Annotated in this window: 12 protein-coding genes and 1 pseudogene; 11 read left to right on the top strand and 2 right to left on the bottom strand. The window is 61.9% G+C overall.

Annotated features, from left to right (window positions below; translation table 11 throughout):
• Positions 1-15: 15 nt before the first annotated feature.
• Both relB and R1A29_RS15510 read right to left on the bottom strand, forming a co-directional pair.
• Positions 16-210, bottom strand: a complete 195-nt coding sequence (gene relB, locus R1A29_RS15515; RefSeq protein ID WP_438298811.1) for a type II toxin-antitoxin system RelB family antitoxin — start codon at positions 208-210, stop codon at positions 16-18.
• A 252-nt stretch (positions 211-462) separates the two neighbouring features.
• Positions 463-1,410 carry a SphA family protein gene (locus R1A29_RS15510; protein ID WP_438298809.1) on the bottom strand — a complete coding sequence of 316 codons (948 nt, stop codon included), beginning with the start codon at positions 1,408-1,410 and terminating at the stop codon, positions 463-465.
• A 211-nt stretch (positions 1,411-1,621) separates the two neighbouring features.
• Here R1A29_RS15510 and R1A29_RS15505 point away from each other — a divergent pair, with 211 nt between their 5' ends.
• The 11 genes and pseudogenes from R1A29_RS15505 to R1A29_RS15455 all read left to right on the top strand — a co-directional run bounded on the left by R1A29_RS15505 (position 1,622) and on the right by R1A29_RS15455 (position 12,086).
• A complete protein-coding gene (locus R1A29_RS15505) occupies positions 1,622-2,656 on the top strand; it encodes an AraC family transcriptional regulator (protein ID WP_438298808.1) in 1,035 nt (344 codons plus the stop codon).
• A 57-nt stretch (positions 2,657-2,713) separates the two neighbouring features.
• The gene (locus R1A29_RS15500; RefSeq protein ID WP_273897331.1) at positions 2,714-3,601 is read left to right on the top strand and encodes a Dyp-type peroxidase; all 888 of its coding nucleotides are present in this window, start codon (positions 2,714-2,716) and stop codon (positions 3,599-3,601) included.
• Between the two features lie 9 nt (positions 3,602-3,610).
• Complete coding sequence (locus R1A29_RS15495) at positions 3,611-4,579, top strand: Gfo/Idh/MocA family protein (RefSeq protein WP_438298807.1); 969 nt, start codon at positions 3,611-3,613, stop codon at positions 4,577-4,579.
• Positions 4,580-4,674: 95 nt separating this feature from the next.
• Positions 4,675-5,427 carry a GntR family transcriptional regulator gene (locus tag R1A29_RS15490; RefSeq protein ID WP_085710142.1) on the top strand — a complete coding sequence of 251 codons (753 nt, stop codon included), beginning with the start codon at positions 4,675-4,677 and terminating at the stop codon, positions 5,425-5,427.
• A pseudogene (locus tag R1A29_RS15485) lies at positions 5,424-7,153 on the top strand (fumarate reductase/succinate dehydrogenase flavoprotein subunit). Before R1A29_RS15490 ends, R1A29_RS15485 begins: the two are co-directional and overlap by 4 nt.
• A 25-nt stretch (positions 7,154-7,178) precedes the next feature.
• A complete protein-coding gene (locus R1A29_RS15480; RefSeq protein WP_438298806.1) occupies positions 7,179-7,424 on the top strand; it encodes a 4Fe-4S dicluster domain-containing protein in 246 nt (81 codons plus the stop codon).
• A 110-nt stretch (positions 7,425-7,534) separates the two neighbouring features.
• Entirely contained in the window at positions 7,535-8,938 is a 1,404-nt protein-coding gene (locus R1A29_RS15475; RefSeq protein ID WP_438298805.1) for an ABC transporter substrate-binding protein, read from the top strand.
• A 283-nt stretch (positions 8,939-9,221) separates the two neighbouring features.
• Positions 9,222-10,004 (top strand): ABC transporter permease, encoded by a 783-nt coding sequence (locus R1A29_RS15470; protein WP_438298804.1) that lies wholly within the window; start codon positions 9,222-9,224, stop codon positions 10,002-10,004.
• On the top strand, positions 10,004-10,852 hold the full coding sequence (locus R1A29_RS15465; protein WP_438298803.1) for an ABC transporter ATP-binding protein: 849 nt from the start codon (positions 10,004-10,006) through the stop codon (positions 10,850-10,852). Before R1A29_RS15470 ends, R1A29_RS15465 begins: the two co-directional genes overlap by 1 nt.
• Entirely contained in the window at positions 10,849-11,811 is a 963-nt protein-coding gene (locus R1A29_RS15460) for a HEAT repeat domain-containing protein (RefSeq protein ID WP_438298802.1), read from the top strand. Before R1A29_RS15465 ends, R1A29_RS15460 begins: the two co-directional genes overlap by 4 nt.
• Positions 11,808-12,086 carry a DUF971 domain-containing protein gene (locus R1A29_RS15455; RefSeq protein WP_408984912.1) on the top strand — a complete coding sequence of 93 codons (279 nt, stop codon included), beginning with the start codon at positions 11,808-11,810 and terminating at the stop codon, positions 12,084-12,086. Before R1A29_RS15460 ends, R1A29_RS15455 begins: the two co-directional genes overlap by 4 nt.
• The last annotated feature ends 46 nt before the right edge of the window (positions 12,087-12,132 follow it).

The raw sequence follows: 12,132 nt of genomic DNA, 5'->3' as shown, positions 1-12,132 counted from the left end.
AGCCAGTTGACCCATTCAAGCAGCAGAGCGGCGCTTCCTGCGTATCTCTTCCAGCATCTGGTCGAGCATTGCCATAACTTCATCATGGGGAATGCCAGGGCTAGGATCATCGAGTGCCTCCTGTACCTCTGCACGAAACCAGCGATCGTAGCTCTCTGCCTCTTCTTCGGAGTCGAAGTCAGCATAAAACGGGGAATGCAATATGCTCATAGTGATCTCCGTGATCAATTTCAGCAGTCTAAGGGGGAATGGCCCATTGTCGTCACTGGCAGACGATGCACCCCATAGCCCTTGTGGAACCATGAGGTAGCGGGACCCAGTATCTGCAAGCCCCCCTTTCAAATCTGCCGGACGTTTCCCTCCGTTGTCCGGCAATCTCGACCGCCGTTGTAGGCCTATTCCACCCCAGTGTTTTTCAGGTTTTCCGGCTACACATTCAGGCGCGTTTTCCTACAAATGCGCTCAAAACGCATACGGAATACTCACCTTCGCCCACAACATATCGCCCTCCGGCCGGTTCTCCACGTCGAACTCCCTGGCCCAGCGAATCTCCGCGCTGGCGTACTTGAGGAAGGTGAAGTGCAGCGCCGGGCCGATGGCGAACACCTGGCCGCGCACGCCGTCGTCAACGTCCTGGCCGGCGAACTGCACGGTGTGGCCGAACTGTTTGTCGTCGGTGGTCTGCTTCAGGTAATAGCCATTGACGCCGAGCATCAGGTCGTCGGTGATCTTGTAGCTGGCCGAGTAATCGAAGTGGAAGATCTGCCCGGACTTGTAGTCGGTGTCCTTGTTCCTCTCGTTGAAGCTGTAGGTGGTCTTCATCGAGACTTCGGTCTTGTCCGTCGGCAGCCAGGTGAAGGAGAACAGCGGCTTGTAGGTGTAGAAATTGTTGCTGGTGTTGGCCAGCCGATCGACGCTGTATTCGCCGGTGGGCACGGTGACTTCCACGGCAGCGCCCAAGGTCAGGTTCTTGCCCATGTCCCACAGGATGATCGGCGCGAAGGTGGTATCGCCCATGCTTTCGCGGGTATCGCTCTGGCCGAATACCGAGACTTCTTGCTTCAGCCAGGGTTGCGCGATGTAACCGGCCAGGCGTCCGCCGAATATCCGCACCGGGCTCAGGTAGTCGAGACGCGGGATCACGGCGGTGGATTCGATATCGACATTCGGCACTTTCCCGCCGAATGAGCTGATGTTGAGCTTCGTCGCCTTGTAGTGGTTGTAATAGAGATTGAAGGCAACCATGTTTTCGGGAAGGTTGTCGACGTCCAGCGGCAGCACGAAAAATCCGTCGGTGCCAGTACCGATGTTGTCGACGCCGGCCTCGGTGGCCAGGGCTGGCAGGGTCACGGTGCAGCCAAGCAGGCTCAACGCCAGTCGCACAGGGAAAGTCGCGCGGTTCGGGTTCATGTCCGTCCTCATTATTATTGTGTTTGGGCGCAACGCCGGCACGCAGGACGCCCGGCCACTATAGAAATAAGCCCTTGGCGTACAACGGGGCAGGGTATTGGCGGACACGGAAGGGGGCTTCTGCGGACACTTCGTCAACCCTGTGCTAACTTCCTTCGACATAACCGGTAACAAAAATAACAATTCAGCGTGATCCGGAATGTCAGCCCCCATGAACGCAAAACTCCAAGACCCCACCTTCGATCTGGCGCTGGTGTCGCCATTTCTGCTGCAGACCCTGGCAGAAGTTGCCGCCAACAAGGGCATAGAGTCGCAAAGCCTGTGCCGTGGTCTGGGTTTTGACGTCGAGGATCTGCAGGATCCTTCGCAGCGGATTTCCTATCGCCAGGCCGTGGCCATGATCCAGCGGGCGCTCAAGGCCTTGCCCAATCAGGGGTTGGGCCTGTGGGTCGGCGCGCAGAACGTGCTCGGCACCCTGGGTTTGCTCGGGCATGTGCTGTCGCTGTGCAAGAACCTGCGCGATGCGTTCGAGCTGGGCATTCGCCATCAGCACACGTCCGGCGGGATCGTGGTGATCAGCGTGGATGTGGTGGGCGAGCAGGTGCACGTCGACGTGGAGTGCCGTTTGCCGTTCGCTGAGGTGCAGATATTCGCCGTCGAAGAGTTTTACGCCAGCCTGCTGGTCTACGGCCGGGCGCTGGTGGGCGAGACGTTCAAGCCGATTGCCGTGGAGTTCGTCCACGCCGCGCCGGATTACGTCGATGAATACCGGCGGCTGCTGGGGCCGGACGTGCGCTTCGGCTGCCTGCACAACCGCATGCTGATCGACGTGCAATGGCTGGATGTGAACTTGCCCAACCACCATTCGCTGGCGCTGCGCCAGGCAGTCAAGTTGCTCGAACTGGAGGCGGCGCAGGTTCATCAGAAGCTTGATCTGATCCAGGCTGTGGAGCGGGCGATTGCCCGGGACTTGAGCCGGGGCAGCCATATCGAAAAGATTGCTGGCGACTTGAATATGAGCAGTCGTACTTTGCGTCGGCGTCTGACCGAACACTCGCTGACCTTCGAAGCGCTGCTGGAGCAAGTGCGGCAGGCGCGAACCATGAGTCTTCTGGCAAATCCCGACATGCCGATCGAGCGGATTACCGAGGAGGTCGGCTATAGCGATGTGCGCAGTTTTCGTCGGGCGTTCAAGCGCTGGACCGGCAAAAGCCCGAGCGCGTGGCGCAACGAGTGCGTCATCTGATCCCACACAAACCCTCCGGCTACAGTTAAACTCCGCGCTCTTTCCCAAGGAGTTCACATGAGTTACTACCAGCCGGGCATCCTCGCCACCCCAGTTCCACCGCAAGCACGTCACCTGTTTTTCGCCCTCGAGTCGGTTGAAGCGCTGCCGCAGGCGATCGATAACCTGCTGAACCTGGTGGACGGCAAGTCGGCGGTGGTCGGTTTCGGTGAATCCCTGGCCAAGGCCCTGAATGTGAACATCGATGGCCTGCGCAGTTTCCCGGCGCTGACCGGCGTTGGCGTGGAAAACCCGTCGACCCAGCACGCCCTGTGGGTCTGGCTGCACGGCGTCGACCGTGGCGAGCTGCTCAATCGCAGCACCGCGCTTGAGGCCGCACTGGCTCCGGCGCTGCGTCTGGTGCAGATGCAGGAAGCCTTCCGCCACAAGGACGGCCATGACCTGACCGGTTATGAAGACGGCACCGAAAACCCTCATGACGAAGCCGCCATCGCCGCCGCACTGCAAAGTGAAGGCGCCGAAGGTCTGGTCGGTGGCAGCTTCGCCGCGATCCAGCAATGGCAGCACGACCTCAAGGGTTTCCATGCGCTGTCCGCTGAAGACAAGGACAACATCATGGGCCGTCGCCTGAGCGACAACGAAGAGATCGACGACGCCCCGGTGTCCGCCCACGTCAAGCGCACCGCCCAGGAAAGCTTCGCTCCGGAAGCCTTCGTCGTGCGCCGTTCGATGCCGTGGATCGAAGGTGACCGCGCCGGCCTGATGTTCCTGGCGTTCGGTTTCTCCCTCGATGCCTTCGAAGCGCAACTGCGTCGCATGAGCGGTCTGGAAGACGGCATCACCGACGGTCTGTACCGCATCAGCCGGCCGATCACCGGCGGCTACTACTGGTGCCCGCCGCTGCAAAACGGCCACCTCGACCTGCGCGCACTGCGCATCGGCTAAGGCGTGACGATGAACGTGGTGCGCTGGGGCATGATCGGTTGTGGCAGTGTCGCCGAACGCAAGAGTGGGCCGGCCTTCTACAAGGCGCCCGGCTCGGCGTTGGTGGCGGTGATGGGGCGGCGCCTCGAAGCCGTGACCGATTACGCCGCGGGCCACGGCATCGCCCGGACTTACACGGACGTCGATGCGCTGATCAACGACCCCGAGGTGGACGCGGTGTACATCGCCACGCCACCCGACAGTCACCACGCCTACAGCCTGAAAGTCGCCGCCGCCGGCAAGCATTGCTGCGTGGAAAAACCCATGGCCCTCAACGCTGGGCAAAGCCGCGAAATGCAGCAGGTGTTTTCCGACGCCGGTCTGCACCTGTTCGTCTCCTATTACCGCCGTTCGCTGCCGCGTTTCCAGCAGGTGCGGCAATGGCTGGAGCAGGGGCGTATCGGCGAGGTGCGGCACCTGAGCTGGACGCTGACAAAGGCGCCATCGCCCAAGGATCTGGACGGCAGCGCCAACTGGCGCACCGATCCGGCGGTGGCTGGGGGCGGGTATTTCGCGGATCTGGCCAGCCATGGTTTTGACCTGTTCCAGTATCTGCTCGGCGACATCGTTGAAGTCGCCGGCTTCACCGCGCGTCAGGCCGGGTTATACGCGGCGGAAGATGCGGTCAGCGCCAGTTGGCGGTTTGCCTCGGGCGCGCTGGGCATGGGCTGCTGGAGCTTTGTTGCGGACCGGCGCGAGGATCGGGTCGAGATCATCGGCAGCCAAGGGCGGATCGGCTTTTCGGTGTTCGATGAGCATCCGGTCGAACTGCACGCCGATGAACACATCAGCCTGGAAATCCCCCATCACGAACACATCCAGTGGCATCACGTGCTGGGCATGAACGCGCAGATTCGCGGTGAGTCTAGGCATCCGGCAGTAGCCGCCGAAGCGCTGAAGACCGATTGGGTCATGGATCAGATTCTCAAGCGCCACTGAAGGCGCATCTAACCTTATGCTCATTCGGTATTTCTCAAGCTTGTCATAACGTCTCTAAGATCACGTCATAACTCGTTATAACAAGTGATCCCGTGATGACCGATAACGTTCTCTCCCTGGGCAGCGTCCCGCTGCACACCCAACTGCGCGATGTACTGCGCGCCCGCATCCTCGACGGCGAATACCCGCAGGACAGCCAGATGCCGTCCGAAAGCGAGCTCGGCACGCTGTTCAAGGTCAGCCGCATCACCGTGCGCCAGGCCCTGGGTGATCTGCAGAAAGAAGGGCTGATCTTCAAGATCCACGGCAAAGGCACCTTCGTCGCCAAGCCCAAGACCTTTCAAAACGTCAGCACCCTGCAAGGCCTCGCCGAGTCCATGACCGGCCGTGGCTACGAGGTGATCAACCGCCTGCGCAGCTTCAAATTCATCGCCGCCGACAAACTGGTCGCCGAGCGTTTGCAGGTCGCCGAAGGCGAAATCGTCGCCCAGATCAAACGCGTACGGCTGATCAACCGCGAGCCGATCTCGCTGGAAATCACCTACCTGCCCAAAGCCGTCGGCGAACGGCTGGAGAAGGCTGATCTGGTCACCCGCGACATCTTCCTGATCCTCGAAAACGACTGCGGCATCGCCCTCGGCCACGCCGATCTGGCCATTGACGCGGTGCTGGCCGACAGCGACCTGACCCAGGCGCTGAACGTCGAGGCCGGCTCGCCGATCATGCGCATCGAGCGTCTGACCCACGACGCCCACGGCCAGCCGCTGGACTTCGAACACCTTTACTACCGTGGCGATGCCTTCCAGTACCGCCTGCGGATCGACCGGCAAAAAGGGGAGCAGGCATGAGTCGAACGACACTCGAACAGGAATACGACATCGTCGTGATCGGCGGCGGCACCGCCGGCCCGATGGCGGCGATCAAGGCCAAGGAAAAGAACAAGGAACTGCGCGTACTGTTGGTGGACAAGGCCAACGTCAAGCGCAGCGGCGCGATCAGCATGGGCATGGACGGCCTGAACAACGCGATCATTCCCGGCCACTCGACGCCCGAGCAGTACACCAAGGAAATCACCATCGCCAACGACGGCATCGTCAATCAGGCGGCGGTGTACGCCTACGCGACGCACAGCTTTGAAACCATCGAGCAGCTCGACCGCTGGGGCGTGAAGTTCGAGAAGGACGAAACCGGCGATTACGCGGTGAAAAAGTTCACCACATGGGTGCCTATGTGTTGCCGATGCCGGAAGGGCACGACATCAAAAAAGTCCTGTATCGCCAGTTGAAACGAGCGCGGGTGAGCATCACCAATCGCCTGGTCTGCACCCGTTTGCTGACCGACGAGGAGGGCGCCGTCAACGGTGTGATGGGGTTCGACTGCCGCACCGCCGACTTCCACGTGATCAAGGCCAAAGCCGTAATCCTCGCCTGCGGCGCTGCCGGGCGACTCGGTCTGCCGTCCTCGGGGTACCTGATGGGCACCTACGAAAACCCGACCAATGCCGGCGACGGTTACGCAATGGCGTATCACGCCGGGGCGGAACTGGCGAACCTCGAGTGCTTCCAGATCAACCCGCTGATCAAGGATTACAACGGCCCGGCCTGCGCCTACGTCACCGGCCCTTTGGGTGGCTACACCGCCAACAACAAGGGTGAACGCTTCATCGAGTGCGACTACTGGAGCGGGCAGATGATGTGGGAGTTTCACCAGGAGCTGGAGAGCGGCAACGGCCCGGTGTTCCTCAAGCTCGATCACCTGGCCGAGGAAACCATCCAGAACATCGAGGAAATCCTGCACAGCAACGAGCGCCCGAGCCGCGGCCAGTTCCACGCCAATCGCGGCACCGATTACCGCACGCAGATGGTCGAGATGCACATCTCGGAAATCGGCTTTTGCAGCGGCCATTCGGCGTCCGGCGTGTGGGTCAACGAGCGCGCCGAAACCTCGGTGAAAGGCTTGTACTCGGCCGGTGACATGGCCGCCGTGCCGCACAACTACATGCTCGGCGCGTTCACTTACGGCTGGTTCGCCGGGCATAACGCGGCGGAGTTTGTCGCCGGGCGCGAGTTTTCCGCGCTGGATGCTGAGCAGATCGCGAAGGAAAAGGCCCGGGTCTACGCACCGCTGGACCGCGAACACGGTCTGCCGCCGGCCCAGGTCGAGTACAAGCTGCGGCGCTTCGTCAACGACTACCTGCAGCCGCCGAAAGTGACGAAGAAGATGGAAATCGGCCTGCAACGCTTCAGCGACATCGAACGCGATCTCAACGAGTTGAAGGCCAACAACGCCCACGAACTGATGCGTGCCATGGAAACCAGTGTGATCCGCGACTGCGCCGAAATGGCCGCCCGCGCCTCGCTGTTCCGCGCCGAAAGCCGCTGGGGCCTGTACCACTACCGCGTCGATCACCCGCAACGGGACGACCGCGAATGGTTCTGCCACTGCCACCTGAAGAAGGGCGAAGACGGGCGCATGACCAGTTTCAAAAAAGCCGTCGAGCCTTACATCATCCCGCTCGATGCCGAAGAAATGCAGGCCTACGACCGTTTGCGGGTCGGCGCTTTTGCCGCTTGAAGCATCACTAGAGAGAGTCCGGACCATGACCTATCAAGCCCAGGAAATCTTCTTCCGCTCCAATGCCCCCGTCACCGTGGACGAGGACAAATGCATCGCCGAAAAGGGCTGCACCGTGTGCGTCGACGTCTGCCCGATGGACCTGCTGGCGATCAACCCGGCCACCCAAAAGGCCTACATGGCCTTCGATGAATGCTGGTACTGCATGCCTTGCGAAAAGGACTGCCCGACCGGTGCGGTGAAAGTCGAAATCCCGTACCTGCTTCGCTAAAACGCTATCCGGCAACACCGGACGCCTGATTCAAGACACCCCTCGTTTCCCACCGCGCCCTGATCGCGGCGGAGACGAACATCCAATAAATGATTCGAGGGGATTCAACCATGTTGCGTGCAGCAATCGCCGGTCTGGTACTGGCTTCGTTCACCCTGTCGGCCTCGGCCGAAACCATCCGCATCGCCATCGGCACCCAGGACACCACCATCAACTGCGCCGCCGGTGGGCTACTGATCCGCGAGCTGGGCCTGCTCGACAAATACCTGCCTCACGACGGCGCCTACAAGGACGCCAAATACGATGTGCAGTGGAAAAACTTCACCAGCGGCGCACCGCTGACCAACGAGATGGTCGCGGGCAAACTCGACTTCGGTGCCATGGCCGATTTCCCCGGTGCGTTCAACGGCGTGGCGTTTGAAACTGCCGGCAAGCACAGCCTGTTCATCAGCGTGTTGTCAGGGAGTATCAAGGGCAGCGGCAACGGCATCGTGGTACCGAGCGCGTCCGGCGTGCAGTCGTTGAGCGAGCTCAAGGGCAAGACCATCTCCGTGCCGTTCGCGTCCACCGCCCACGGCATGCTGCTGCGGGCCGTGGCGGAGCAGGGCTGGGACCCGCTGAAGGATGTGAACATCATCGCCCAGCCGCCGGAGGTCGCAGGCTCGGCGTTGCAGGCCGGCAAAATCGACGCCCACGCCGACTTCGTACCGTTCGCTGAACTGTTCCCGAGCCGTGGCTTCGCCCGCAAGATTTACGACGGCGCCCAGGCCAATGCGCCAACCTTCCACGGTGCGCTGGTGGATCAGGCCTACGCGAAAAAGTACCCGGAAATCGTCGTTGCCTACCTGCGCGCAAGCATCGAGGCCAATCAACTGCTGGCCGCCGAACCGGAGAAATACAGCGAACTGATCGCCAAGGTCACCGGCGTCGATGCCGAGGTCAATTACCTGTTCCACGGCCCGCTCGGCGTGCAGACCCGTGACCTGAGCTGGAAACCGGAATACCGCCAGGCCGTGGGCACCGCCATCGACACGCTGAAACTGCTGAAGAAGGCCGATCGCGGACTCGACCTGAATACCTTTATCGACGATCAGTACATCCGCGCAGCGTTCAAGGCTTCGAATCTGGATTACACCGCGCAACTGGCCAACTACGCGCAGACGCCGTTGAAGTCTGTCGATGCGGTGACTGGAAAAGCCATCACCGATTTCAGCCATGTCGCGGAAATCTGGGTGCGCGGTGAGGACAAGGTTCGCCGGTATGCCTCGGCTGAAGAGGCGTTCACCGCACTGGCCGGCCTGAAATCGGAAGGCAAGAACATCCGGGCGGTGTATGCGCAGGCGAGTGACAGCGGGATCAAGTTGCTGGCGGAGCAGGCGTGGTTTGCCAGTGATGGGAAGGGGCGCCTTAGCGCGTTTTTGCTCAAGGGGCAGGCGCAGCAATTTGCCGTGGCGCAGGGCGGGAAGGTTTTTGACTTCACGGATGCCACGACCCAGGCCGTGGCCGCACGCTAAGAGCAAATCAAAAGCTTTCCCTCACCCTAACCCTCCCGAAACGTCGGACCGCCCGGAGGGAGAGGGGACTGACCGAGGTGTTTGGTAAAGGTACGCCGACCTGAAATATCGAGCCGAACTCAGGTTTTGAACATCATGAACATCTGCTCGTTATCGAGCCGAGCCGAGATTTTGAAAAACTTGAAGATCGGCTCCCTTTCCCCTCGCCCCCTTGGGGGAGAGGGCTGGGGTGAGGGGGTTCGATCTCAGCCATCACACCGCTCCAAACCTGGAAACCCGATCCATGAAAATCCCGAAAGCCCGCTGGACCACCAGAGCAACCTCCATAGCGTTCTGCCTGCTCTTCTGGCAACTCGCCGCCAGCCACCACTGGAACCTCGGCCTCGTCACCTTCGCCAACGTGCCAACCCCGCTGGCCGTGATCGAAGCCGCATTGGGCCTCGGCGACTCCGGCAAGCTCCTCCAGCACCTGACCGCCAGCCTCGGCCGGGTCTTCGCCGGTTACCTCGCAGCGCTGATCATCGGCATCGCCCTGGGCCTGGCCATCGGCCGCTCGAAATGGGCCGAAGACCTGCTGCTGCCACCACTGGAAGTGCTGCGCCCGATCCCCGCCGTGGCGTGGATTCCGCTGGCGATCCTGATGTTCCCGTCGTCGGAACTGTCGATGGTGTTCATCACCTTCACCGGCGCGCTGTTTCCGATCCTGCTCAACACCGTGCATGGCGTCGAAGGCGTCGATCCTCGGCTGATCGCCTCGGCGAAAAGCCTCGGGGCGGGGCGCCGGGCGATCCTGCTGGAAGTGATCCTGCCGGGCGCCGCGCCGAGCATCATCACCGGGCTCGCCATCGGCATGGGCACGTCGTGGTTCTGTCTGGTGACCGCCGAAATGATCTCCGGCCAGTTCGGCATCGGTTACTACACCTGGGAGTCCTACACCATTCAGAACTACGCCGACATCGTGGTCGGCATGTTGCTGATCGGCGTGTTGGGCATGGGCAGCAGCCTGCTGATCAAACGCCTGGGCGGGCTGTTCACGCCCTGGCATCGACCACGAGGAAAAGCCTGATGAGCGTGATGCAAACCCCGGAAGGGCGGATCGACATCCGCCAGTTGTCCATCGTCCTCGGCGAAGGCCGGCAAGCGTTTGAAGCGGTGCAGGGGCTGGATTGCCAGATCGAACCCGGCCAGTTCGTGTGCATTCTCGGCCCGTCCGGTTGCGGTAAGTCGACTTTGCTCGGCGCATTGGCCGGGCACCTGCAACCCCATGGCGGGCAGTTGAAAGTCGACGGCACCGAAGTGTCCGGCCCGTCGCCACAGCGCGGAATGGTGTTCCAGCATCACACGCTGTTCCCGTGGCGCACGGTGCGCGACAACATTGCCTTCGGCCTGAAAATGCGTGGCATCGGCAAGGCCGAGCGCCATCGTGCCGCTGATGAAATCCTCAAACTGGTCGGCCTCGAAGGCTTCGCCGAACGCTGGCCGGATCAGCTCTCCGGTGGCATGCAGCAACGGGTGGAGATCGCTCGGGTGCTGGTCAACCGGCCACGGTTGTTGCTGATGGACGAACCCTTCGGTGCACTGGATGCGCTGACCCGCCTGAACATGCAGGAACTGCTGCTGGACATCTGGACGCGAATTCGCACCACCGTAGTGTTCGTCACCCATGACATCGACGAAGCGCTGTTCCTCGCCGACCGTTTGCTGGTGATGAGCGCACGGCCGGGGCGGATCATCGAAGACCTGCGCCTGGATTTCCCGCGCCCACGCACCACCGGACTGGTCACCAGCCACGAGTTCTCGCGCCTCAAGCGCCACTGCCTCGACCTGCTGCGCCACGACAACGACCGACCGCTGCCGCGCCTTAATCCGCTCGGTTTGCCTCCTGAAAACGCCTTGCCGAGATTTGCCCTGTGACCTCATTTTTTGCTGTGACCGATAACGACGACATTCTCGCCCTGCAACCACGTCTGACGGCCGATGACGCAGGGGTGCGCAGGATTGCCCTGATCGACTTGGCTGACCTAGAAGAACCGGACGGTCTGCTTTGGTTGGTCGAGCGCTTGGCCGAAGACCCTGCCGAAGAGGTGCGTGCCGAAGCGGCGCGTCTATTGGAAGCCTGGGAAGACGAACCGGTGGTGGAAGCGCTGTGCCAGGCGCTGACGGATCCGTCGCCGGCGGTGCAGGCCGCCGCTGCGCAGAGCCTGAGCCTGCTCAAGACCGAAGCGGCGGGCAGGGTGATTTTGCCGTGGACGGCTCATGCCGAAACCAGCGTGCGGATTGCCGCGTTCCGGGCCTTGCGCGAGTTGCGTTTTCCCGGCGCCGCATCCGCCGCCATTCGAGCGTTAAGCGATGCCGACGCCAGTGTGCGCCGCGAAGCCGTGGGTGTGCTCGGCTGGCTCAAACAACTCGACGCACTGCCAGCCTTGGCCCGCTTGGCGAGTGATGATCCGGACACCGAAGTACGCCGCGCCGCCACCGGTGCCTTGGGTCTGGCGAGTGGCGCAGATGTGCTGCCGGCCTTGCGTCAGGCTTTGCAGGACGACGCCTGGCAAGTGCGCGAAGAGGCCGCGACCACCCTCGGCAAAGTCGGCCACACCGATGCAGGTCCGGCCCTGATCGAAGCCTTGGGCGACGACTACTGGCAGGTTCGCCTGCGCGCCACTCGCAGCCTCGGCCGTTTGCGTTACGTGCCGGCCCTCGACGCCCTGATCGACACCCTCGGTCATCGCATCAGCAACCTGCGCAAGGAAGCCGCGCTGGCGCTGGGCGAGTTGAATGATCGCGGCGCCGTGGCCGCGTTGCAGGCCGCGCAGGACGACGGCGACCCGGAAGTGCGCAAAGCCGTGCGAATTGCCTTGAGTCAGCTGCAATGAATCCGCTGGCGATCGGCAATTCCCAAAGTGAGCACCGCTTGCGGCTGAGCTGGCCGGATGGCCGCGAGCAATTGCTCGACCATGCCGAACTGCGCCGCCAGTGCCCGTGCTCGCAATGCCGGGCGTTTCGCCTGCGGGGTTCGGCTCCGCTGGTGGATGATCGAGTGCGGGTGATCGAACTCAACCAGCAGGGTTACGGACTGCAACTGGTGTTCAGCGATGGTCATCAGCGCGGGATCTACCCGTGGCAGTACCTGGCACAACTCAATACTTGAGGACACCACGTCCCCTGTGGGAGCTGGCTGGCTCCCACAGGGAAAA

It is taken from the genome of Pseudomonas sp. NMS19W (genome assembly GCF_051554255.1).
GTDB lineage: Bacteria > Pseudomonadota > Gammaproteobacteria > Pseudomonadales > Pseudomonadaceae > Aquipseudomonas > Aquipseudomonas kribbensis.
Note: the sequence above shows the minus strand (reverse complement) of the source record. Positions and strands in the feature narration are given on the sequence as shown.